A 22,031-nucleotide genomic window follows, 5' to 3' on the forward strand; every position below is an offset into this window, starting at 1 on the left:
ACGAAGCCCGTTCCACGGCCAGGGATGGGCTCTCGACACGGAGTGTTTATGGCGCAAACAACCCCCTACAGCTATACCGAGCGCAAGCGTATCCGCAAGAGCTTCGGCAAGCGCGAGAGCGTTCTCAACGTTCCCTATTTGCTGACCATGCAGAAGGACTCGTACGTCGCCTTCCTGCAAAAAGACGTCCCCCCAGCCAAACGCAAGCCCGAAGGCCTGCAGGCTGCCTTCCTGTCCGCGTTCCCGATTGTTTCGCACAACGGTTTCGTGGAGATGAAGTTCCTCGAATTCAACATCGCCAAGCCGCCGTTCGACACCCGCGAATGCCAGCAGCGTGGCCTGACCTATGCAGCCGCCGTGCGCGCGCGCCTGCAGATGATCATTTACGACCGTGAGAGCCCGCAGGCCAAGACGGTCAAGGAAATCAAGGAGCAAGAGGTCTACATGGGCGAAGTGCCCCTGATGACCGACTACGGCTCCTTCATCGTCAACGGCACCGAGCGCGTCATCGTCTCGCAGCTGCACCGCTCGCCCGGCGTGTTCTTCGAGCACGACAAGGGCAAGACCCACTCGTCCGGCAAGCTGCTGTTCTCGGCCCGCATCATCCCCTACCGCGGTTCCTGGCTGGACTTCGAGTTCGACCCGAAGGACATCCTGTACTTCCGCGTCGACCGCCGCCGCAAGATGCCGGTCACGATCCTGCTCAAGGCCATCGGCCTGAACCCCGAGCAGATCCTGGCCCACTTCTTCGTGTTCGACAACTTCCGTCTGATGGACTCCGGTGCCCAGATGGAGTTCGTGGCCGACCGCCTGAAGGGCGAGGTCGCCCGCTTCGACATTACCGACAAGAGCGGCAATGTCCTGGTCGAGAAGGACAAGCGCATTACCGCCCGCCATGTGCGCCAGCTCGAGCAGAGCGGCACCCAGCATGTCACCGTGCCGGAGGATTTCCTCCTGGGCCGCGTGCTGGCCAAGAACATGGTCGACGGCGACACCGGCGAGATCATCGCCAAGGCCAATGACGAGCTGACCGACTCGCTGCTGAAGAAGCTGCGTCAGGCCGGCATCAAGGACATCCAGGTCCTGTTCACCAACGAGCTGGACGAAGGCGCCTACATCAGCCAGACCCTGGCCTCGGACGAGACCGCCGACCAGCTGGCCGCGCGCGTCGCGATCTACCGCATGATGCGCCCCGGCGAGCCGCCGACGGAAGATGCGGTCGAAGCGCTGTTCAACCGCCTGTTCTACAGCACCGACACCTACGACCTGAGCCGCGTCGGCCGGATGAAGTTCAACGCCCGCGTGGGCCGCGACACGCCGGAAGGCAATATGAACTTGTCGAACGAGGACATCCTCGACGTCGTCAAGATCCTGGTCGAGCTGCGCAATGGCCGCGGCGAGGTCGATGACATCGACCACCTGGGCAACCGTCGCGTGCGCTGCGTCGGCGAACTGGCCGAGAACCAGTACCGTTCGGGCCTGGCCCGTATCGAGAAGGCTGTCAAGGAGCGTCTGGGCCAGGCCGAGACCGAAGCCCTGATGCCGCACGACCTGATCAACTCCAAGCCGATCTCCGCGGCGCTGAAGGAGTTCTTCGGTGCATCGCAGCTGTCGCAGTTCATGGACCAGACCAACCCGCTGTCCGAGATCACGCACAAGCGTCGCGTCTCGGCCCTGGGCCCGGGCGGTCTGACCCGCGAGCGCGCCGGCTTCGAAGTCCGCGACGTGCACCCGACCCACTACGGCCGCGTCTGCCCGATCGAAACGCCGGAAGGCCCGAACATCGGTCTGATCAACTCGCTGGCGCTGTTCGCTCAGCTCAACGAGTACGGCTTCCTGGAGACCCCGTACCGCCGCGTGGTGGACGGCAAGGTGACCGACCAGATCGACTACCTGTCGGCCATCGAAGAAGGCAAGTACGTGATCGCGCAGGCCAACGCCTCGCTGAACGAGCAGGGCCTGCTGATCGACGAGCTGGTGTCGGCGCGCGAAAAGGGCGACTCGATGCTGACCTCGCCGGAGCGCATCCAGTACATGGACGTGGCGCCGACGCAGATCGTGTCGGTGGCGGCCTCGCTGGTGCCCTTCCTCGAGCACGATGATGCGAACCGCGCATTGATGGGCGCCAACATGCAGCGTCAGGCCGTGCCGACGCTGCGTCCCGAGAAGGCCATGGTCGGTACCGGCGTCGAGCGCGTCGCGGCCAAGGACTCGGGCACGGTGGTCGCGGCGCGCCGCGGCGGCGTGGTCGACTATGTGGACACGAACCGTATCGTGATCCGCGTCAACGACAACGAGACCGTGGCCGGCGAAGTCGGCGTGGACATCTACAACCTGATCAAGTATCAGCGTAGCAACCAGAACACCAACATCCACCAGCGCCCGATCGTGCGCCGCGGGGACAAGGTGGCGGCCGAGGACATCATCGCCGACGGCGCCTCGACGGACATCGGTGAGCTGGCCCTGGGCCAGAACATGCTGGTGGCCTTCATGCCCTGGAACGGCTACAACTTCGAGGATTCGATCCTGATCAGCGAGCGCGTGGTGGCCGAAGACCGCTACACCTCGATCCACATCGAAGAACTCGTCGTGATGGCCCGCGACACCAAGCTGGGCAGCGAAGAAATCACGCGCGACATCCCGAACCTGAGCGAGCAGCAACTGGCCCGCCTGGACGAGTCGGGCATCGTCTACATCGGCGCCGAGGTGAACCCCGGCGACGTGCTGGTCGGCAAGGTCACGCCCAAGGGCGAGACGACCCTGACGCCGGAAGAGAAGCTGCTGCGCGCGATCTTCGGCGAGAAGGCTTCCGACGTGAAGGACACCTCGCTGCGTGTGGATCAGGGCACCAACGGTACCGTGATCGATGTGCAGGTCTTCACCCGCGAAGGCATCCAGCGCGACAAGCGCGCCCAGCAGATCATCGACGACGAGCTGAAGCGCTTCCGCCTGGACCTGAACGACCAACTGCGCATCGTCGAGGCCGACGCCTTCGACCGTATCGAGAAGCTGCTGATCGGCAAGGTCGCCAACGGCGGCCCGCAGAAGATCGCCAAGGGCACGGTCATCGACAAGGCCTATCTGTCCGGCGTCGAGAAGTTCCACTGGTTCGACATCCGTCCGGCCGAGGACGACGTGGCCAACCAGCTGGAATCGATCAAGAACTCGCTGGAGCAGACCCGCCACTCGTTCGACCTGGCGTTTGAGGAGAAGCGCAAGAAGCTGACGCAGGGCGACGAACTGCCGGCCGGCGTGCTGAAGATGGTCAAGGTTTACCTGGCCGTCAAGCGCCGCCTGCAGCCCGGCGACAAGATGGCCGGCCGTCACGGCAACAAGGGCGTCGTGTCCAAGATCACCCCGATCGAAGACATGCCCTACATGGCCGACGGCACGCCCGCCGACATCGTGCTGAACCCGCTGGGCGTCCCGTCGCGGATGAACGTGGGTCAGGTGCTGGAAGTGCATCTGGGCTGGGCCGGCAAGGGCATCGGCCAGCGCATCGGCGACATGCTGCAGCAGCAGGCCAAGGCGGCCGAACTGCGCAAGTTCTTCGACGAGCTCTACAACCAGAGCGGCGGCAAGAGCGAGAACCTGGACGAGCTGAGCGATACCGAAGTCGTCGAGATGGCGCACAACCTGTCCAAGGGCGTGCCGTTCGCGACCCCGGTGTTCGACGGTGCCAAGGAAGAAGAAATCCGCGGCATGCTGAAGCTGGCCTACCCGGACGACATCGCCGCGAAGAAGGGCCTGACCCCGACCCGCACCCAGGCCTATCTGTTTGACGGCCGCACCGGCGAGCAGTTCGAGCGTCCCACGACGATCGGCTACATGCATGTGCTGAAGCTGCATCACCTGGTGGACGACAAGATGCACGCCCGCTCGACCGGCCCGTACTCGCTCGTCACGCAGCAGCCGCTGGGTGGTAAGGCGCAGTTCGGCGGCCAGCGTTTCGGTGAAATGGAAGTGTGGGCGCTGGAGGCCTATGGCGCCTCCTACATCCTGCAGGAAATGCTGACCGTGAAGTCCGATGACGTGAACGGCCGCACCAAGGTGTACGAGTCCATCGTCAAGGGCGAACACGCCATCGAGGCCGGCATGCCGGAATCGTTCAACGTCCTGGTCAAGGAAATTCGTTCCCTTGGCATCGACATTGAACTCGAGCGCAACTAATTAGGAACAGGAGAGACACATGAAAGGTTTGCTGGACCTGTTCAAGCAATTCACGCCGGACGAGCATTTCGATGCGATCGCGATCCGTCTGGCATCGCCCGAGAAGATCCGTTCGTGGTCCTTCGGCGAGGTGAAGAAGCCCGAGACCATCAACTACCGGACTTTCAAGCCCGAGCGTGATGGCCTGTTCTGCGCCAAGATCTTCGGCCCGATCAAGGACTACGAGTGCCTGTGCGGCAAGTACAAGCGCCTGAAGCACCGCGGCGTGATCTGCGAGAAGTGCGGCGTCGAAGTGACCCAGACCAAGGTCCGTCGTGACCGCATGGGCCACATCGACCTGGCCGCGCCCTGTGCGCACATCTGGTTCCTGAAGTCGCTGCCGTCGCGTCTGGGCCTGGTGCTCGACATGACCCTGCGCGACATCGAGCGCGTGCTGTACTTCGAAGCCTATGTCGTGGTCGATCCCGGCATGACCCCGCTGAAGAAGTTCTCGATCATGACCGAGGACGACTACGACGCGAAGCGCGTCGAGTTCGGTGACGAGTTCGTCGCGCTGATGGGCGCCGAGGGCATCAAGAAGCTGCTGGAGGAGATGGATCTCGACATCGAGATCGATCGCCTGCGCAACGACATGACCGGCTCCGAGCTGAAGGTCAAGAAGAACTCCAAGCGCCTGAAGGTCATGGAGGCCTTCAAGAAGTCCGGCATCAAGCCGAACTGGATGGTGATGGACGTGCTGCCGGTGCTGCCGCCGGACCTGCGTCCGCTGGTGCCGCTGGACGGCGGCCGCTTCGCGACCTCCGACCTGAACGACCTCTATCGTCGCGTCATCAACCGCAACAACCGTCTGGCTCGCCTGCTGGAACTGAAGGCCCCCGAGATCATCGTGCGCAACGAAAAGCGCATGCTGCAGGAAGCCGTCGACTCGCTGCTGGACAACGGCCGCCGCGGCAAGGCCATGACCGGCGCGAACAAGCGCGCGCTGAAGTCCCTGGCCGACATGATCAAGGGCAAGAGCGGTCGCTTCCGTCAGAACTTGCTGGGCAAGCGTGTCGACTACTCGGGCCGTTCGGTCATCGTGGTGGGCCCGACCCTGAAGCTGCATCAGTGCGGTCTGCCCAAGCTGATGGCGCTGGAGCTGTTCAAGCCCTTCATCTTCTCGCGCCTGGAGGCGATGGGCATCGCCACCACCATCAAGGCCGCGAAGAAGGAAGTCGAGTCCGGCACCCCGGTGGTCTGGGACATCCTGGAAGAGGTCATCAAGGAGCACCCGGTTCTGCTGAACCGCGCACCGACGCTGCACCGTCTGGGCATCCAGGCCTTCGAGCCCGTGCTGATCGAAGGCAAGGCGATCCAGCTGCACCCGCTGGTCTGCGCGGCCTTCAACGCCGACTTCGACGGTGACCAGATGGCCGTCCACGTGCCGCTGTCGATCGAAGCGCAGATGGAAGCCCGCACCCTGATGCTGGCCTCCAACAACGTGCTGTTCCCGGCCTCCGGCGAACCCTCGATCGTGCCGTCGCAAGACGTGGTGCTGGGTCTGTACTACGCGACCCGCGAACGCACCAACGGCAAGGGCGAAGGCCTGGTGTTCTCCGATGTGGCCGAGATCATCCGCGCGCTGGAAAACGGCGTGGTGGAAATCACCGCCAAGATCAGCGTGCGCCTGACCGAGTACACCAAGAACAAGGAAACGGGCGAGTGGATCCCCGAGACCAAGTTGGTGGACACGACCGTCGGCCGTGCTTTGTTGAGCGAGATCCTGCCCAAGGGCCTGCCGTTCTCGAACATCAACAAGGCGCTGAAGAAGAAGGAAATCTCGCGCCTGATCAACACCTCGTTCCGCAAGTGCGGCCTGAAGGAAACCGTGGTGCTGGCCGACAAGCTGCTGCAGAGCGGTTTCAAGCTCGCCACGCGCGCCGGCATCTCCATCGCGGTGGACGACATGCTGGTGCCCAAGCAGAAGTACGAGCTGATCGAGCGCGCCGAGAAGGAAGTCAAGGAGATCGAGCAGCAGTATGTCTCGGGCCTGGTGACCGCCGGCGAGCGCTACAACAAGGTCGTCGACATCTGGGGCAAGACCGGTGACGAGGTGGGCAAGGTCATGATGGCCCAGCTCGCCAAGCAGAAGGTCATCGACCGCAACGGCAAGGAAGTGGATCAGGAGTCCTTCAACTCCATCTACATGATGGCCGACTCCGGCGCCCGCGGTAGCGCGGCCCAGATTCGCCAGCTGGCCGGTATGCGGGGCCTGATGGCCAAGCCGGACGGCTCGATCATCGAGACGCCCATCACGGCAAACTTCCGCGAAGGTCTGAACGTTCTGCAGTACTTCATCTCCACCCACGGTGCCCGTAAGGGCCTGGCGGATACGGCGCTGAAGACCGCGAACTCGGGCTACCTGACCCGTCGTCTGGTCGACGTGACCCAGGATCTGGTCGTCACCGAGAGCGATTGCGGCACCGACAACGGCATGGCCATGCGCGCCCTGGTCGAAGGCGGTGAAGTGATCGAATCGCTGCGCGACCGCGTGCTGGGCCGTGTCACCGCGATCGACGTGCTGCATCCGGAAACCCAGGCGGTGCTGATGCCGGCCGGCGACATGCTGGACGAGGACATCCTGGACGTGCTGGAACAGGCCGGCGTGGACGAGATCAAGGTCCGCACCCCGCTGACCTGCGCCACCCGCTTCGGCCTGTGCGCCAAGTGCTATGGCCGCGATCTGGGTCGTGGCGGTCTGGTCAACACCGGTGAGGCCGTGGGCGTGATCGCCGCGCAGTCGATCGGTGAGCCGGGCACGCAGCTGACGATGCGTACCTTCCACATCGGTGGTGCCGCCTCGCGTGCTGCCGTGGCCTCCAGCGTCGAAGCCAAGTCGGACGGCATCATCGGCTTCAACGCCACGATGCGCTACGTCACGAACGGCAAGGGCGAGCTGGTGGTGATTTCGCGTTCCGGCGAAATCATCATTGCCGACCCGCATGGCCGCGAGCGCGAGCGTCACAAGGTGCCGTACGGCGCGATCCTGAACATCAAGGCCGACCAGACCATCAAGGCCGGTCTGATCCTGGCGAACTGGGATCCGCTGACCCGCCCGATCATTACCGAGTTCGCCGGTCAGGCGAAGTTCGAGAACGTCGAGGAAGGCGTCACCGTCGCCAAGCAGGTGGACGAGGTGACCGGTCTGTCGACCCTGGTCGTGATCGATCCGAAGCGCCGCGGCGCTGCCAAGGTCATTCGCCCGCAGGTCAAGCTGCTGGATGCCAACGGCAACGAGGTGAAGATCCCCGGCACCGACCACTCGGTGACGATCGGCTTCCAGGTCGGCGCACTGATCCAGGTGCGTGACGGCCAGGATCTGGCCCCCGGCGAGGTGCTGGCGCGTATTCCGGTCGAAGGCCAGAAGACCCGCGACATTACCGGCGGTCTGCCGCGCGTGGCCGAGCTGTTCGAAGCCCGTTCGCCCAAGGATGTGGGCGTGCTGGCCGAGCAGACCGGTACGGTCTCCTTCGGCAAGGAAACCAAGGGCAAGGTGCGACTGGAGATCACCGATCCGGACGGCAAGAAGCACGAAGTGCTGGTGCCCAAGGAGAAGAACATCCTGGTGCACGAAGGCCAGGTGGTGAACCGCGGCGAGCTGATCGTCGACGGCGCGGCGGATCCGCAGGACATCCTGCGCCTGCTGGGCATCGAGGAATTGGCGCGCTACATCGTCGACGAAGTTCAGGACGTGTACCGTCTGCAGGGCGTGAAGATCAACGACAAGCACATCGAGGTGATCGTTCGCCAGATGCTGCGCCGCGTGCAGATCACCAACCCCGGCGACACGCACTACATCCTGAACGAGCAGGTCGAGCGTTCGGAGCTGCTGGATACCAATGACCGCATGCGCAAGGAAGGCAAGATGATTGCCACCCATGCCGACGTGCTGCTGGGTATCACCAAGGCTTCGCTGTCGACCGACTCCTTCATCTCCGCGGCTTCCTTCCAGGAAACCACCCGCGTGCTGACCGAGGCTGCCATCATGGGCAAGCGTGACGAGCTGCGCGGTCTGAAGGAGAACGTGATCGTCGGCCGCCTGATCCCCGCCGGTACCGGCATGGCCTTCCACGACGCCCGTCGTGCCAAGGAAGCGATGGACGACGCCGAGCGCCGCGCCATTGCGATGCAGGAGGCCGAGGAGCTGGCCGCCGCCCAGATGGCTGGCGTCGACGCGCCGGCCGAGGGCTCGGCGGAGTAAGCCACCCGCGCCACATAGCGCAAAGCCGCCAGGTCGCAAGGCCTGGCGGCTTTTTCTTTGTCGGTGCGGAAGAAGGGGGGGGCTAGGCGGGCTGGCTCTTGAGCCAGAGCTCCGGCGTGCCGATGGTCAAGCCGAATGTGAGCGCACGCTTACGAAGGGCCAGCACGGCCTTGTCGCGCGACAGCAGCCAGGCGGCGCGCTCGGCCAGCGCCAGGTCGATGAACTGCTGGTCGTCCGGATCGCGGCAGACCAGGCGCACCGCCGGCGCCGGCTCGGCGACCACCATCTGGCAATGGGCCGAAAAGGCCTGCTCGATGCGGCTCAGGTCGGGCTGCCAGGCGGCGGCCACGCCGCGGCCCAGCACATGGCGCAGTTCGGCCAGCATCGCCTCGCGGCCGATCCAGTTGATCCGGCCGGCCTCGATTGCCGCGGCCAGCGGGGCGATGCGGGCGTCGCCGAACACCAGCCAGTCCATGACGACCTGGGTGTCGATGACGATCTTGGGCGGCTCGGTCTGCATGGCGGGCGCCGATCATAAGGCAGCGGCTTGTGGAAAACTCGGGCTGTGTACTACAATCGCAGGCTCTCCAGCAGGCCCTAGGTGCGTCTGCTCGCTGGGCTATGGGGCTTCCCTGGCTTTGTAGCGGGTGGCCGGTCCAGCGGCGAGGCTCAATTCCGAGCAGTTCTGCCGGGGAGAGTGACTTCAAACGGGAACAAGTTACATGCCAACTATCAATCAGTTGGTGCGCCACGGCCGCGAAGCCGAGGTCACCAAATCCAAGTCGCCGGCAATGCAGAATTGCCCGCAGCGCCGCGGCGTCTGCACCCGCGTCTACACCACGACCCCGAAGAAGCCGAACTCGGCGCTGCGTAAGGTCGCCAAGGTGCGTCTGACCAACGGTTTCGAGGTCATCTCGTACATCGGCGGCGAAGGCCACAACCTGCAAGAGCACAGCGTCGTGCTGGTGCGCGGCGGTCGTGTCAAGGACTTGCCGGGTGTGCGTTACCACATCGTGCGCGGTTCGCTGGACCTGCAAGGCGTCAAGGATCGCAAGCAATCGCGCTCCAAGTACGGCGCGAAGCGTCCGAAGAAGGCCTAATCAAGCCAGGTTGTCATGGCCCAGCATTTCAGCTGAGCCGGATTTTTTGCGGTTCGTGCGACTCCCCAGTCGGAGCGCAGCGGCCGAGTAAGTGGATGGCCCCTGATGTCGGTGGTCGTCCAAGGCGCAAGCCAACTGAAGCAAGAGGAAGATTCCCATGCCACGTCGTCGCGAAGTACCCAAGCGCGAGATCCTGCCGGACCCGAAGTTCGGTTCCGTTGATCTGTCCAAGTTCATGAACGTCATCATGGAATCGGGCAAGAAGGCCGTCGCCGAGCGCATCATCTACGGTGCCCTTGAGCAGGTCGAGAAGAAGATCGGCAAGGACCCGCTGGAAGTGTTCATGGTCGCCCTGAACAACGTGAAGCCCATGGTCGAAGTGAAGTCCCGCCGTGTCGGCGGTGCGAACTACCAAGTTCCCGTGGAAGTTCGTCCCGTCCGCCGGATGGCTCTGGCCATGCGTTGGCTGAAGGAATCGGCCCGCAAGCGCGGTGAGAAGTCGATGGCCCAGCGTCTGGCCAACGAACTGCTGGAGGCCGCTGAAGGCCGCGGCGGTGCGATGAAGAAGCGCGACGAAGTGCACCGTATGGCCGAGGCCAACAAGGCCTTCTCGCACTTCCGCTTCTAAACCACCTCGTTCCAGCCGCCGCGGGTTTCTACCGACCTGCCGGCGGCTCACTGCATTTGGAGTGACACCATGTCCCGCAAGACCCCCATCGAGCGCTACCGCAATATCGGTATCTCGGCGCACATCGATGCCGGCAAGACCACGACGACCGAGCGCATCCTGTTCTACACCGGCGTGAACCACAAGATCGGCGAGGTGCATGATGGCGCCGCGACGATGGACTGGATGGAACAGGAGCAAGAGCGCGGCATCACCATCACGTCGGCCGCGACGACCTGCTTCTGGAAGGGCATGGACCTGTCCTATCCCGAGCACCGCTTCAACATCATCGACACCCCCGGGCACGTCGACTTCACGATCGAGGTCGAGCGCTCGATGCGCGTGCTGGACGGCGCCTGCATGGTCTATTGCGCCGTGGGTGGCGTGCAGCCCCAGTCGGAAACCGTCTGGCGCCAGGCCAACAAGTACAAGGTGCCACGTCTTGCCTTCGTGAACAAGATGGACCGCACCGGCGCGAACTTCTTCAAGGTCGTCGACCAGATGAAGACCCGCCTGAAGGCCAACCCCGTGCCCATCGTGATCCCCATCGGCGCCGAAGACAACTTCAAGGGCGTCGTGGACCTGATCAAGATGAAGGCCATCCTGTGGGATGAGGCCTCGCAGGGCATGAAGTTCGAATACCACGACATCCCCGCCGATCTGCAGGCCGTGGCCGCGGAATGGCGCGAGAAGATGGTCGAGGCTGCCGCCGAAGCCAGCGAAGAGCTGATGAACAAGTACCTCGAGTCGGGCGAACTGAGCGAGGAAGAGATCAAGCTGGCGATCCGCACCCGCACCATCGCCACCGAGATCCAGCCGATGCTGTGCGGCACCGCCTTCAAGAACAAGGGCGTGCAGCGCATGCTGGACGCCGTGATCGACTTCCTGCCCTCGCCGGTGGACATTCCCCCGGTGGAAGGTACCGATGACAACGGCGCCGTCGTCAGCCGCAAGGCCGACGATGCCGAGAAGTTCGCCGCGCTGGCCTTCAAGCTGATGACCGACCCGTATGTCGGCCAGCTGACCTTCGTGCGCGTCTACTCGGGCGTGCTGAAGTCGGGCGACTCCGTCTACAACCCGATCAAGGGCAAGAAGGAGCGTATCGGCCGGATTCTGCAGATGCACGCCAACCAGCGTGAAGAAATCTCGGAAATTCTGGCGGGCGACATCGCCGCCTGCGTGGGCCTGAAGGAAGTCACCACCGGTGAGACCCTGTGCGATCCCGACTCGATCGTGACGCTGGAAAAGATGGTCTTCCCCGAGCCGGTGATCTCGCAGGCCGTCGAGCCCAAGACCAAGGCCGACCAAGAAAAGATGGGTATCGCCCTGGGCCGTCTGGCCAAGGAGGACCCGTCCTTCCGTCTGCGCACCGATGAAGAGTCGGGCCAGACCATCATCTCGGGCATGGGCGAGCTGCATCTGGAAATCATCGTCGACCGCATGAAGCGCGAGTTCGGCGTGGAAGCCAACGTCGGCAAGCCGCAGGTGGCCTACCGCGAGACCATCCGCAAGACCGCGACCGACGTCGAAGGCAAGTTCGTGCGTCAGTCCGGCGGCAAGGGTCAGTACGGCCACGTCGTGCTGACCATCGAGCCGCAGGAGCCGGGCACCGGCTTCGAGTTCGTTGACGCCATCAAGGGTGGCGTGGTTCCTCGCGAATTCATCCCCGCGGTCGAGAAGGGCGTCATCGACTCCCTGCCGAACGGCGTGCTGGCCGGCTTCCCGGTGGTGGACGTCAAGGTCACGCTGACCTTCGGTTCCTACCATGACGTCGACTCGAACGAAAACGCCTTCAAGATGGCCGCCTCGATGGGTTTCAAGGAAGCCTGCCGCCGCGCCAGCCCGGTGATCCTGGAGCCGATGATGGCCGTGGAAGTCGAGACCCCGGAAGACTACGCCGGCAACGTGATGGGCGATCTGTCCAGCCGTCGCGGCATGGTGCAAGGCATGGACGACATGGTCGGCGGTGGCAAGGTCATCAAGGCCGAAGTGCCGCTGAGCGAAATGTTCGGCTACTCCACCTCGCTGCGCTCGGCCACGCAAGGCCGCGCCACCTACACGATGGAGTTCAAGCACTACAGCGAGGCGCCGAAGAACGTCGCCGAGGCCATCATCACGGCGCGCGCCAAGTAAAAAAGCATCCGGCCGGCCTCCGACGAGGCCGGCCTTCTGAATCGTCTTCGTCGCGGGTCTCCCGGTTGCCAGTTGCCGGGGTTCGAGAACGCGGCGGAAACGCTAAACCAACAGACTGGCTGAATGCTCTTTTTGGAGAATTGAAATGGCAAAAGGTAAATTTGAACGTACCAAGCCGCACGTGAACGTGGGCACGATTGGTCACGTTGACCACGGCAAGACCACGCTGACGGCTGCGATCGCGACCGTGCTGTCGAAGAAGTTCGGCGGCGAAGCCAAGGCCTACGACCAGATCGACGCGGCTCCCGAAGAGAAGGCGCGCGGCATCACGATCAACACCGCCCACGTCGAGTACGAAACGGCCAACCGCCACTACGCTCACGTGGACTGCCCGGGCCACGCCGACTACGTCAAGAACATGATCACCGGTGCCGCCCAGATGGACGGCGCGATCCTGGTGTGCTCGGCCGCTGACGGCCCGATGCCCCAGACCCGCGAGCACATCCTGCTGGCGCGTCAGGTCGGCGTGAAGTACATCATCGTCTTCCTGAACAAGTGCGACATGGTTGACGACGCCGAGCTGCTCGAGCTGGTCGAAATGGAAGTGCGCGAGCTCCTGTCGAAGTACGACTTCCCGGGCGACGACACCCCGATCGTCAAGGGTTCGGCCAAGCTGGCGCTGGAAGGCGACACGGGCGACCTGGGCGAGCAGGCCATCATGCGTCTGGCCGAAGCCCTGGACACCTACATCCCCCAGCCTGAGCGTGCCGTGGACGGCGCCTTCCTGCTGCCGGTGGAAGACGTGTTCTCGATCTCGGGCCGTGGCACCGTGGTGACCGGTCGCGTCGAACGCGGCATCATCAAGGTCGGCGAGGAAATCGAAATCGTCGGTATCCGCGACGTGCAGAAGACCACCGTTACCGGCGTGGAAATGTTCCGCAAGCTGCTGGACCAGGGTCAAGCCGGCGACAACGTCGGTATCCTGCTGCGCGGCACCAAGCGTGAAGACGTCGAGCGCGGCCAAGTGCTGGCCAAGCCCGGCTCGATCAAGCCGCACACCCACTTCACCGCTGAGATCTATGTTCTGAGCAAGGAAGAGGGCGGCCGTCACACCCCGTTCTTCAACAACTACCGTCCCCAGTTCTACTTCCGTACCACGGACGTGACCGGTGCTGTCGAGCTGCCGAAGGACAAGGAAATGGTCATGCCTGGCGACAACGTCAGCATCACCGTGAAGCTGATCGCTCCGATCGCCATGGAAGAAGGCCTGCGCTTCGCCATCCGTGAAGGCGGCCGTACCGTCGGCTCCGGCGTCGTCGCGACCATCATCGCCTAAATCTTTTGCGTGACCGGCCCGGCTCTCGCGAGCCGGGCCTCACGAACTTCGCGGTGAGGCCTCGCGCCAAGCCGCTCGCTCTTTGAAGGAACAGTCATGCAAAAGCAAAAGATCCGCATCCGCCTGAAGGCCTTTGATTACAAGCTGATCGACCAGTCGGCTCTGGAAATCGTCGAGACCGCCAAGCGTACCGGCGCCATCGTCAAGGGTCCCGTGCCCCTGCCGACCCGGATGGAGCGTTTCGACATCCTGCGTTCGCCGCACGTCAACAAGACCTCGCGCGACCAGTTCGAAATCCGCACCCACCAGCGCCTGATGGACATCGTCGACCCGACCGACAAGACGGTCGACGCGCTGATGAAGCTCGACCTGCCCGCCGGCGTCGACGTGGAAATCAAGTTGCAGTAAAGCGCGCTCTTTCTTCGCCCTCGGGCGAAGGCGGAACGGAGAAGGGGCAATCGCAAGATTGCCCTTTTCTTTTGACCCCTGTGTGACGGCCCTTGCGGTCGACCTAGGGTTCACGCTATACTCGCCAGCTTTTCCGCACAGGTCTTGCCTGCGCGGTTTCGGCGCATCGCAAAAAGAGGTCTGCCAGGCTTGTCTTTTCTGGCGGAGTTCTCGGTTTGGGGTGCATCTGGTCAACCCGGCCAATCGATGTCGGGTGTGTGTAAATGGTCCCCTCAAGGGACTGGAGAAAAACCATGAGTCTTAGCAATCGTCTCGGATTGCTGGGCCGCAAGGTGGGCATGATGCGCATCTTCACGGACGATGGCGATGCCATCCCTGTGACCGTGCTGGACGTGTCCAACAATCGCGTGACCCAGGTCAAGACCGAAGAGACCGACGGCTACAGCGCCATTCAAGTGGCGTTCGGTACGCGCAAAGCTTCGCGCGTCACCAAGCCGGAAGCTGGCCACCTCGCGAAAGCGGGCGTCGAGGCCGGCGAAATCCTCAAGGAATTCCGTGTTGCCGCTGACGTGGCTGCCGAATACAAGGCCGGTGCCCAAGTGCCCGTGACCCTGTTCGCCGCCGGCCAGCTGGTCGATGTGCAAGGCACCTCGATCGGTAAGGGCTTCACCGGCACCATCAAGCGCCACAACTTCGGTTCGCAGCGCGCTTCGCACGGTAACAGCCGCTCGCACAACGTTCCTGGCTCCATCTCGATGGCGCAGGATCCGGGCCGCGTGTTTCCGGGCAAGAAGATGTCGGGCCACCTCGGCGACGTGACCGTGAGCGTGCAGAACCTGGACATCGTGCGCGTTGACGAAGCCCGTCAACTGCTGCTGGTCCGCGGCGCTGTGCCGGGTGCGAAGAACGGCCATGTGGTCGTGCGCCCCGCCGTCAAGGTCAAGGTCAAGAAAGGAGCCAACTGATGCAGCTCGAGCTCCTGAACGAGCAGGGCCAAGCCACCTCCAAGGTGGATGCTCCTGACTCCGTGTTCGCTCGCGACTACAACGAAGCCCTGGTGCACCAGGTGGTCGTGGCCTATCAGGCCAACGCCCGTCAAGGCACCCGCGCCCAGAAGGATCGCGAACAGGTCCATCACTCGACCAAGAAGCCTTTCCGCCAGAAGGGCACCGGCCGCGCTCGCGCCGGTATGACCTCGTCGCCGCTGTGGCGCGGGGGCGGTCGCATCTTCCCGAACCTGCCTGACGAGAACTTCTCGCACAAGCTGAACAAGAAGATGTACCGCGCTGGCATGGCTGCGATCCTGTCGAAGCTGGCTCGTGACGGTCGTCTGGCCGTGGTCGATTCGATCGCTCTGGAAGCGCCGAAGACCAAGCTGCTGGCCGACAAGTTCAAGGCCATGGGTCTGGACAGCGTGATGCTGATCGCCGACCAGGTGGACGACAACCTGGCTCTGGCCTCGCGCAACCTGGCCAATGTGCTGGTGTGCGAGCCGCGCTACGCCGATCCGCTGTCGCTGGTCTTCTACAAGAAGGTGCTGGTGACCAAGGCGGCGATGGAGCAACTCAAGGAGATGCTGGCATGAGCGCCCCCAAGTTTGCAGAAGGCCGTCTGGCCCAGGTGCTGCTGGCCCCCATCGTGTCCGAAAAGGCCACGGCGGTTGCCGAGAAGCACAACCAAGTCCTGTTCAAGGTCCTGCGCGACGCCACCAAGCCCGAGATCAAGGCCGCCGTTGAACTGATGTTCAAGGTTGAGGTCGAAGCGGTGTCCGTGGTGAACGTGAAGGGCAAGGCCAAGCGCTTTGGCGGCCGTGCTGGCCGTCGCGACCATGCCAAGAAGGCGTATGTGTCGCTGAAGGCGGGCCAAGAGCTCAACTTCTCCGGGGAGGCTGCGTAATGGCCATCGTTAAAGTCAAGCCGACCTCGCCTGGCCGCCGTGCCGTGGTGAAGGTGGTGCACAAGCACCTGCACAAGGGCGCTCCGGAAGCCTCGCTGCTGGAACCCCAGAAGCAGAAGTCGGGCCGTAACAACAACGGTCACATCACGATGCGCCACAAGGGCGGTGGTCACAAGCACCACTACCGCGTCGTCGACTTCAAGCGCAACAAGGATGCGATCCCGGCCAAGGTCGAGCGCATCGAGTACGACCCCAACCGTACGGCCCACATCGCTCTGGTGTGCTATGCCGACGGCGAGCGTCGCTACATCATCGCTCCGCGCGGCCTGGAAGTTGGTGCCACCATCCTGAGCGGCTCGGAAGCGCCGATCAAGGCTGGCAACACCCTGCCGATCCGCAACATCCCCGTGGGTTCGACCATCCACTGCATCGAGCTGCTGCCTGGCAAGGGCGCCCAGATGATCCGTTCGGCCGGCGCCTCCGCTGTCCTGATGGCTCGTGAAGGCACCTACGCCCAGATCCGTCTGCGCTCGGGTGAAGTGCGTCGCGTGCACATCGACTGCCGCGCCACGATCGGCGAGGTGTCCAACGAAGAGCACAGCCTGCGCCAGTACGGCAAGGCCGGCGCGATCCGTTGGAAGGGTATCCGCCCGACCGTCCGCGGTACGGCGATGAACCCGGTGGATCACCCGCACGGTGGTGGCGAAGGTCGCACCGGCGAGGGCCAGGCCCCCGTCTCCCCGTGGAACACCCTGACGAAGGGCTACCGCACTCGTAACAACAAGCGCACGCAGACCTTCATCGTCTCGCGTCGCAAGAAGTAAGGGGTAGGCCATGACTCGTTCGCTGAAGAAGGGCCCGTTCGTTGACGCTCACCTGTTGGCCAAGGTCGACAAGGCCGTCGCCAACAAGGACAAGAAGCCCATCAAGACCTGGTCGCGCCGCTCGACGATCCTGCCCGAGTTCATCGGTCTGACGATCGCCGTGCACAACGGCAAGCAGCACGTGCCGGTCTATGTGTCTGACCAGATGGTCGGCCACAAGCTGGGTGAATTCGCACTGACCCGCACCTTCAAGGGCCACCCGGCCGACAAGAAGGCCGGGAAGAAGTAAGGATGCCAACGATGGAAACCAAAGCAATCGTTCGCGGCGTTCGCCTCTCCTGCGATAAGGGCCGCCTGGTGGCGGACCTGATCCGCGGCAAGAAGGTCGACCAAGCGCTGAACATCCTGGAATTCACCCAGAAGAAGGCTGCCGTCATCATCAAGAAGGCGCTGGAAAGCGCCATCGCCAACGCCGAGCACAACGACGGCGCTGACATTGATGAGCTGAAGGTCACGTCGATCTACGTGGAGCAAGGTGCCACGCTGAAGCGTTTCTCCGCTCGCGCCAAGGGCCGCGGCAACCGCATCAGCAAGCCCACCTGCCACATCTTCGTGTCGGTCGGTAACTGAGGCCTTAAGGAAGACTATGGGACAGAAAATCCATCCGGTCGGCTTCCGCCTGCCCGTCACCCGTAACTGGGCTTCGCGCTGGTACGCGAACAACCAGAACTTCGCCAGCATGCTGGCCGAGGATCTGCAGGTTCGCGACTACCTGAAGGCGAAGCTGAAGAATGCAGCCGTCTCGCGCATCCTGATCGAGCGCCCCGCCAAGAACGCTCGCATCACCATCTACTCGGCACGTCCGGGCGTGGTGATCGGCAAGAAGGGCGAGGACATCGAAAACCTGAAGGCCGAACTGACCAAGCGTCTGGGCGTGCCGGTGGCCGTGAACATCGAGGAAGTGCGCAAGCCCGAAATCGATGCTCAGCTGATCGCCGACTCGATCACCCAGCAGCTGGAAAAGCGCATCATGTTCCGTCGCGCCATGAAGCGCGCGATGCAGAACGCGATGCGTCTGGGCGCCCAGGGCATCAAGATCATGTCCGCCGGCCGTCTGAACGGCATCGAAATCGCTCGTACCGAGTGGTATCGCGAAGGTCGTGTGCCCCTGCACACCCTGAAGGCCGACATCGACTACGGTTTCTCGGAAGCCAAGACCACCTACGGCGTCATCGGCGTCAAGGTCTGGGTGTACCGCGGTGACCGCCTGGCCAATGGCGAGGCTCCGGTGATCAACACGCCGGCTGGTGCCGAAGACGACCGCCGTCCGCGTCGCAACGCCCGTCCGGGCGCTCCGGGTAGCCGTGATGGCAAGCCGGGTGCGCGCCCTGCCGGTGGTCGCGTGGTCCGCAAGGCCCCCGGCGCTGCCGCAGCTCCGGCTGCCGGCGAGGCCAAAGGAGAATAAACAATGCTGCAACCAGCTCGTCGCAAATACCGCAAGGAGCAGAAGGGCCGCAACACCGGCGTCGCTACCCGTGGCGCCGCCGTGTCCTTCGGCGACTTCGGCCTGAAGGCCACCGAGCGCGGCCGTCTGACGGCTCGCCAGATCGAAGCTGCACGTCGTGCGATCTCGCGCCATATCAAGCGCGGTGGTCGTATCTTCATCCGCATCTTCCCGGACAAGCCGATCTCCCAGAAGCCTGCCGAAGTCCGTATGGGTAACGGTAAGGGCAACCCCGAGTACTACGTGGCTGAGATCCAGCCCGGCAAGGTGCTCTACGAGATCAACGGCGTGCCGGAAGCCCTGGCTCGCGAAGCGTTCACGCTGGCCGCTGCCAAGCTGCCCCTGCGTTGCACCTTCGTGGCCCGCCAGGTCGGCGCCTGAAGAGGAAAGACACCATGAAAGCATCTGAACTGCGTAGCAAGGATGTCGCTGCCCTGGAAAAGGAAGTGACCGATCTGCTCAAGGCCCATTTCGGCCTGCGCATGCAAAAGGCCACCCAGCAGCTGAGCAATCACACCGTGCTGGGCAACACCCGCCGCGACATCGCTCGCGTCAAGACCATCTTGGCCGAGAAGAAGAAGGAGGCCGCGAAATGACGGAAGCTCAAACCAAGAACACGCGCACCCTGATCGGTCGCGTGGTCAGCGACAAGCGCGCCAAGACCGTCACGGTCCTGATCGAGCGTCGCGCCAAGCATGAGCTGTACGGCAAGATCGTCGCTCACTCGCGCAAGTACCACGCCCATGACGAAAAGGGCGAGTACAAGCTGGGTGATGTGGTCGAGATCGCCGAAGGCCGTCCCATCTCGAAGACCAAGAGCTGGGTCGTGACCCGCCTGGTCGAGAAGGCGCAAGAGGTCTGATCATGCCGGCGGAGTTCGCTCCGCTGCGCTGAGGGCCGGCAGGCCGGGCAACCGGCGGGCCGGCCTTTTTTCTTTTTACCTGGAGAGCATCATGTTGAAGGTCGGAGACAAGCTGCCCGCGGGCACGCTGCAGGAATTCATCGAGGTCGAGGGCAATGGCTGCTCGCTGGGCCCCAACAGCTTCGACATCGAAAAGGCCACCGCCGGCAAGAAGATCGCGATCTTTGCGCTGCCCGGCGCCTTCACGCCGACCTGCTCGGCCCAGCATGTGCCGGGTTATGTGCAGCAGGCCGAGGCCCTGAAGGCCGCCGGCGTCGACGAGATCTGGTGCCTGTCGGTCAACGATGCCTTCGTGATGGGCGCCTGGGGGCGTGATCAGAAGACCGCCGGCAAGGTGCGCATGATGGCCGATGGCAGCGCCGCCTTCACCCAGGCGGCCGGCCTGACCCTGGACCTGGTGGCCAAGGGCTTCGGCGTGCGCTCGCAGCGCTACTCGATGCTGGTGGTCGACGGCGTCGTCAAGACGCTGAACGTCGAAGGCCCCGGCAAGTTCGAGGTCAGCGACGCCGCGACGATGCTGGCGCAGGCCAAGGCCTGATCCGGCGCACGGATCCGGCCGGGCGGGGCGCCGAAAGGCGCTGCCGCCCCGGATTCATCGGGGTGGGCGCTTGACAATGGCGTTTGCCCTGACGCATAATGCAAAGCTTCGCCGAACGTCAGGTGCATCTTGTGGTGCATTTTGGCCTCGGGTTCGCCCTTAACTGCTGGGCGCAAGGGGTTCGCAATGGATCCCGGGCGACTGGTCCACGGGCCCAAGACTGACCGCTGAGGTCTGCTGCGATGGTCGCAGCAGGGGGATGCGGGAAAAGTTGGGGACAGACATGATTCAAATGCAATCGCGGCTTGATGTCGCGGACAACACTGGCGCCAAGTCCGTCATGTGCATCAAGGTGCTTGGTGGTTCCAAGCGTCGCTATGCGCATATTGGCGACATCATCAAGGTCAGCATCAAGGAAGCTGCGCCGCGTGGCCGCGTCAAGAAGGGCGAGGTCTACAGCGCTGTGGTCGTGCGTACCGCCAAGGGCGTGCGCCGTCAGGACGGCTCCCTGGTCAAGTTCGACGGCAATGCCGCCGTGCTGCTGAACGCCAAGCTGGAGCCGATCGGCACCCGTATCTTCGGCCCCGTGACGCGTGAACTGCGTACCGAGCGCTTCATGAAGATCGTGTCGCTGGCGCCCGAGGTGCTCTAAGCACCTCGCCGGAGAACAAAGGTACTGCCATGAACAAGATTCGTAAGGGCGACGAGGTCATCGTGTTGACCGGCCGCGACAAGGGCAAGCGCGGCGTCGTGTCGCAGCGTGTCGATGACTCCCACCTCGTGGTGGAAGGCGTCAATGTCGTGAAGAAGCACGCCAAGCCCAACCCCATGAAGGGCACCACCGGTGGTGTGATCGACAAGACCATGCCCATCCATCAATCCAACGTGGCGATTTTCAACGCCGCTGCCGGCAAGGCCGATCGCGTGGGCATCAAGCTGCTCGCCGATGGCAAGAAGGTGCGCGTCTACAAGTCGACCGGCGAAGAGATCAAGGCTTAAGAGGTCCGACATGGCTCGTTTGCAAGCGTTTTATCGCGAAAAAGTCGTCCCCGGCCTGACCGAGAAGTTCGGCTACAAGTCCGTGATGGAAGTGCCGCGCATCACCAAGATCACCCTGAACATGGGTGTCAGTGAAGCCGTCGCCGACAAGAAGGTCATGGACCACGCCGTGGGCGACCTGACCAAGATCGCCGGCCAGAAGCCCGTGGTCACGAAGTCGAAGAAGGCAATCGCCGGCTTCAAGATTCGTGAGCAGGTGCCTATCGGCTGCATGGTCACCCTGCGTGGCGTCCAGATGTATGAATTCCTGGACCGCTTCGTGACCGTCGCGCTGCCGCGCGTTCGCGACTTCCGTGGTATCTCCGGTCGCTCGTTCGACGGCCGTGGCAACTACAACATCGGCGTCAAAGAACAGATCATCTTCCCCGAAATCGATTACGACAAGGTGGATGCTCTGCGTGGTCTGAACATCAGCATCACGACGACTGCGAAGACGGACGACGAAGCCAAGGCTCTGCTGGCTGCGTTCAAGTTCCCGTTCAAGAACTGAGGTAACCCGTGGCAAAACTCTCGATCAAACAACGTGAGCTGAAGCGCGAACAACTGGTTGCCAAGTTCGCGAAGAAGTACGCCGATCTGAAGGCCATCATCAACGATGCCAAGAAGTCGGAAGATGAGCGCTACGCCGCTCGCCTGGAGCTGCAAAAGCTGCCCCGCAATGCCAACCCGACTCGCCTGCGCAACCGCTGCGAGTTGACCGGCCGTCCCCGCGGTACCTTCCGCAAGTTCGGTCTGGCCCGTAACAAGATTCGTGAGCTGGCCTTCAAGGGCGACATCCCCGGTGTCGTCAAGGCCAGCTGGTAATCGGCCCGATTAGGAGAAATCGCAAATGAGCATGAGTGATCCTATCGCCGATATGCTGACTCGCATTCGCAACGCGCAGAGCGTTGAGAAGGCCAGCGTCGTGATGCCTTCCAGCAAGCTGAAGATCGCGATCGCCAAGGTCCTCAAGGACGAGGGCTATATCGACGGTTTCGCGCTGCGCGGTGACGCCGCCCGCCCCGAGCTGGAGATCGCGCTGAAGTATTACGCCGGTCGTCCGGTGATCGAGCGCATCGAGCGCGTGAGCCGTCCCGGCCTGCGCATCTACAAGGGCCGCCACGACATCCCTCAGGTCATGAATGGCCTGGGTGTGGCGATCGTCACCACGCCCAAGGGTGTGATGACTGACCGCAAGGCACGTCAAGCCGGTATCGGCGGCGAAGTGCTCTGCTACGTCGCCTAAGCGCAAGGA

At 63.3% G+C, this 22,031-nt stretch carries 24 protein-coding genes; 23 read left to right on the forward strand and 1 reads right to left on the reverse strand.

Features of this window, described 5'->3' with window-relative positions:
• Positions 1-48: 48 nt before the first annotated feature.
• On the forward strand, positions 49-4,170 hold the full coding sequence (rpoB, locus tag G8A07_RS03880; RefSeq protein WP_195795798.1) for a DNA-directed RNA polymerase subunit beta: 4,122 nt from the start codon (positions 49-51) through the stop codon (positions 4,168-4,170).
• Between the two features lie 19 nt (positions 4,171-4,189).
• Entirely contained in the window at positions 4,190-8,410 is a 4,221-nt protein-coding gene (gene rpoC, locus G8A07_RS03885; RefSeq protein WP_195795799.1) for a DNA-directed RNA polymerase subunit beta', read from the forward strand.
• 82 nt (positions 8,411-8,492) lie between these two features.
• Here rpoC and G8A07_RS03890 read toward each other — a convergent pair whose 3' ends face one another.
• Positions 8,493-8,930, reverse strand: a complete 438-nt coding sequence (locus G8A07_RS03890) for a putative toxin-antitoxin system toxin component, PIN family (RefSeq protein WP_195795800.1) — start codon at positions 8,928-8,930, stop codon at positions 8,493-8,495.
• Between the two features lie 202 nt (positions 8,931-9,132).
• Between G8A07_RS03890 and rpsL the strand changes: the two genes are divergently transcribed.
• The 21 genes from rpsL to rpsH all read left to right on the forward strand — a co-directional run bounded on the left by rpsL (position 9,133) and on the right by rpsH (position 22,022).
• Positions 9,133-9,510 (forward strand): 30S ribosomal protein S12, encoded by a 378-nt coding sequence (gene rpsL, locus G8A07_RS03895; protein WP_133605067.1) that lies wholly within the window; start codon positions 9,133-9,135, stop codon positions 9,508-9,510.
• 157 nt (positions 9,511-9,667) lie between these two features.
• On the forward strand, positions 9,668-10,138 hold the full coding sequence (gene rpsG / locus G8A07_RS03900) for a 30S ribosomal protein S7 (RefSeq protein WP_056194782.1): 471 nt from the start codon (positions 9,668-9,670) through the stop codon (positions 10,136-10,138).
• Positions 10,139-10,207: 69 nt separating this feature from the next.
• Complete coding sequence (gene fusA / locus G8A07_RS03905) at positions 10,208-12,310, forward strand: elongation factor G (protein ID WP_195795801.1); 2,103 nt, start codon at positions 10,208-10,210, stop codon at positions 12,308-12,310.
• Positions 12,311-12,455: 145 nt separating this feature from the next.
• Positions 12,456-13,646, forward strand: a complete 1,191-nt coding sequence (gene tuf, locus G8A07_RS03910) for an elongation factor Tu (protein ID WP_195795791.1) — start codon at positions 12,456-12,458, stop codon at positions 13,644-13,646.
• Between the two features lie 96 nt (positions 13,647-13,742).
• Positions 13,743-14,054, forward strand: a complete 312-nt coding sequence (gene rpsJ / locus G8A07_RS03915; RefSeq protein WP_056194266.1) for a 30S ribosomal protein S10 — start codon at positions 13,743-13,745, stop codon at positions 14,052-14,054.
• 293 nt (positions 14,055-14,347) lie between these two features.
• Complete coding sequence (gene rplC, locus G8A07_RS03920) at positions 14,348-15,019, forward strand: 50S ribosomal protein L3 (RefSeq protein WP_195795802.1); 672 nt, start codon at positions 14,348-14,350, stop codon at positions 15,017-15,019.
• Positions 15,019-15,639: a 50S ribosomal protein L4 gene (gene rplD / locus G8A07_RS03925; RefSeq protein WP_195795803.1), complete on the forward strand. Its 621-nt coding sequence runs from the start codon at positions 15,019-15,021 to the stop codon at positions 15,637-15,639. The genes rplC and rplD overlap by 1 nt, the downstream gene beginning before the upstream one ends.
• Positions 15,636-15,950, forward strand: a complete 315-nt coding sequence (rplW, locus tag G8A07_RS03930) for a 50S ribosomal protein L23 (protein WP_195795804.1) — start codon at positions 15,636-15,638, stop codon at positions 15,948-15,950. Before rplD ends, rplW begins: the two co-directional genes overlap by 4 nt.
• Complete coding sequence (gene rplB, locus G8A07_RS03935) at positions 15,950-16,774, forward strand: 50S ribosomal protein L2 (RefSeq protein WP_195795805.1); 825 nt, start codon at positions 15,950-15,952, stop codon at positions 16,772-16,774. Before rplW ends, rplB begins: the two co-directional genes overlap by 1 nt.
• A gap of 10 nt (positions 16,775-16,784) precedes the next feature.
• Positions 16,785-17,063: a 30S ribosomal protein S19 gene (gene rpsS, locus G8A07_RS03940; protein ID WP_195795806.1), complete on the forward strand. Its 279-nt coding sequence runs from the start codon at positions 16,785-16,787 to the stop codon at positions 17,061-17,063.
• A gap of 11 nt (positions 17,064-17,074) precedes the next feature.
• Positions 17,075-17,404 carry a 50S ribosomal protein L22 gene (rplV, locus tag G8A07_RS03945; RefSeq protein WP_195795807.1) on the forward strand — a complete coding sequence of 110 codons (330 nt, stop codon included), beginning with the start codon at positions 17,075-17,077 and terminating at the stop codon, positions 17,402-17,404.
• Between the two features lie 16 nt (positions 17,405-17,420).
• Positions 17,421-18,239, forward strand: coding sequence for a 30S ribosomal protein S3 (gene rpsC / locus G8A07_RS03950; protein WP_195795808.1), 819 nt, complete (start codon positions 17,421-17,423; stop codon positions 18,237-18,239).
• A gap of 3 nt (positions 18,240-18,242) precedes the next feature.
• Entirely contained in the window at positions 18,243-18,659 is a 417-nt protein-coding gene (gene rplP, locus G8A07_RS03955) for a 50S ribosomal protein L16 (RefSeq protein ID WP_195795809.1), read from the forward strand.
• 14 nt (positions 18,660-18,673) lie between these two features.
• Positions 18,674-18,874, forward strand: coding sequence for a 50S ribosomal protein L29 (gene rpmC, locus G8A07_RS03960; protein ID WP_195795810.1), 201 nt, complete (start codon positions 18,674-18,676; stop codon positions 18,872-18,874).
• Positions 18,871-19,140: a 30S ribosomal protein S17 gene (rpsQ, locus tag G8A07_RS03965; protein WP_195795811.1), complete on the forward strand. Its 270-nt coding sequence runs from the start codon at positions 18,871-18,873 to the stop codon at positions 19,138-19,140. Before rpmC ends, rpsQ begins: the two co-directional genes overlap by 4 nt.
• Before the next feature lie 91 nt (positions 19,141-19,231).
• Positions 19,232-19,738, forward strand: a complete 507-nt coding sequence (locus G8A07_RS03970) for a peroxiredoxin (RefSeq protein WP_195795812.1) — start codon at positions 19,232-19,234, stop codon at positions 19,736-19,738.
• 283 nt (positions 19,739-20,021) lie between these two features.
• Entirely contained in the window at positions 20,022-20,390 is a 369-nt protein-coding gene (gene rplN / locus G8A07_RS03975) for a 50S ribosomal protein L14 (protein WP_088484485.1), read from the forward strand.
• 29 nt (positions 20,391-20,419) lie between these two features.
• A complete protein-coding gene (rplX, locus tag G8A07_RS03980; protein WP_195795813.1) occupies positions 20,420-20,737 on the forward strand; it encodes a 50S ribosomal protein L24 in 318 nt (105 codons plus the stop codon).
• Between the two features lie 10 nt (positions 20,738-20,747).
• Positions 20,748-21,287 (forward strand): 50S ribosomal protein L5, encoded by a 540-nt coding sequence (gene rplE / locus G8A07_RS03985; RefSeq protein ID WP_195795814.1) that lies wholly within the window; start codon positions 20,748-20,750, stop codon positions 21,285-21,287.
• An 8-nt stretch (positions 21,288-21,295) separates the two neighbouring features.
• The gene (gene rpsN, locus G8A07_RS03990; RefSeq protein ID WP_195795815.1) at positions 21,296-21,601 is read left to right on the forward strand and encodes a 30S ribosomal protein S14; all 306 of its coding nucleotides are present in this window, start codon (positions 21,296-21,298) and stop codon (positions 21,599-21,601) included.
• Between the two features lie 25 nt (positions 21,602-21,626).
• A complete protein-coding gene (gene rpsH, locus G8A07_RS03995; RefSeq protein WP_195795816.1) occupies positions 21,627-22,022 on the forward strand; it encodes a 30S ribosomal protein S8 in 396 nt (131 codons plus the stop codon).
• Positions 22,023-22,031 lie beyond the last annotated feature (9 nt).

It is taken from the genome of Roseateles sp. DAIF2 (genome assembly GCF_015624425.1).
Classification (GTDB): Bacteria; Pseudomonadota; Gammaproteobacteria; order Burkholderiales; family Burkholderiaceae_C; genus Kinneretia.

Coding starts and splice junctions, on each gene's coding strand:
- rpmC (WP_195795810.1), top strand. CDS start 18,674: ATGAAAGCATCTGAACTGCGTAGCAAGGATGTCGCTGCCCTGGAAAAG.
- rplX (WP_195795813.1), top strand. CDS start 20,420: ATGAACAAGATTCGTAAGGGCGACGAGGTCATCGTGTTGACCGGCCGC.
- rpoC (WP_195795799.1), top strand. CDS start 4,190: ATGAAAGGTTTGCTGGACCTGTTCAAGCAATTCACGCCGGACGAGCAT.
- rplW (WP_195795804.1), top strand. CDS start 15,636: ATGAGCGCCCCCAAGTTTGCAGAAGGCCGTCTGGCCCAGGTGCTGCTG.
- G8A07_RS03890 (WP_195795800.1), bottom strand. CDS start 8,930: ATGCAGACCGAGCCGCCCAAGATCGTCATCGACACCCAGGTCGTCATG.
- rpsL (WP_133605067.1), top strand. CDS start 9,133: ATGCCAACTATCAATCAGTTGGTGCGCCACGGCCGCGAAGCCGAGGTC.
- rpsC (WP_195795808.1), top strand. CDS start 17,421: ATGGGACAGAAAATCCATCCGGTCGGCTTCCGCCTGCCCGTCACCCGT.
- rplE (WP_195795814.1), top strand. CDS start 20,748: ATGGCTCGTTTGCAAGCGTTTTATCGCGAAAAAGTCGTCCCCGGCCTG.
- tuf (WP_195795791.1), top strand. CDS start 12,456: ATGGCAAAAGGTAAATTTGAACGTACCAAGCCGCACGTGAACGTGGGC.
- fusA (WP_195795801.1), top strand. CDS start 10,208: ATGTCCCGCAAGACCCCCATCGAGCGCTACCGCAATATCGGTATCTCG.
- rplD (WP_195795803.1), top strand. CDS start 15,019: ATGCAGCTCGAGCTCCTGAACGAGCAGGGCCAAGCCACCTCCAAGGTG.
- rplB (WP_195795805.1), top strand. CDS start 15,950: ATGGCCATCGTTAAAGTCAAGCCGACCTCGCCTGGCCGCCGTGCCGTG.
- rpsH (WP_195795816.1), top strand. CDS start 21,627: ATGAGCATGAGTGATCCTATCGCCGATATGCTGACTCGCATTCGCAAC.
- rpsQ (WP_195795811.1), top strand. CDS start 18,871: ATGACGGAAGCTCAAACCAAGAACACGCGCACCCTGATCGGTCGCGTG.
- rpsG (WP_056194782.1), top strand. CDS start 9,668: ATGCCACGTCGTCGCGAAGTACCCAAGCGCGAGATCCTGCCGGACCCG.
- rplV (WP_195795807.1), top strand. CDS start 17,075: ATGGAAACCAAAGCAATCGTTCGCGGCGTTCGCCTCTCCTGCGATAAG.
- rpsJ (WP_056194266.1), top strand. CDS start 13,743: ATGCAAAAGCAAAAGATCCGCATCCGCCTGAAGGCCTTTGATTACAAG.
- rplP (WP_195795809.1), top strand. CDS start 18,243: ATGCTGCAACCAGCTCGTCGCAAATACCGCAAGGAGCAGAAGGGCCGC.
- rpoB (WP_195795798.1), top strand. CDS start 49: ATGGCGCAAACAACCCCCTACAGCTATACCGAGCGCAAGCGTATCCGC.
- rplN (WP_088484485.1), top strand. CDS start 20,022: ATGATTCAAATGCAATCGCGGCTTGATGTCGCGGACAACACTGGCGCC.
- G8A07_RS03970 (WP_195795812.1), top strand. CDS start 19,232: ATGTTGAAGGTCGGAGACAAGCTGCCCGCGGGCACGCTGCAGGAATTC.
- rpsS (WP_195795806.1), top strand. CDS start 16,785: ATGACTCGTTCGCTGAAGAAGGGCCCGTTCGTTGACGCTCACCTGTTG.
- rplC (WP_195795802.1), top strand. CDS start 14,348: ATGAGTCTTAGCAATCGTCTCGGATTGCTGGGCCGCAAGGTGGGCATG.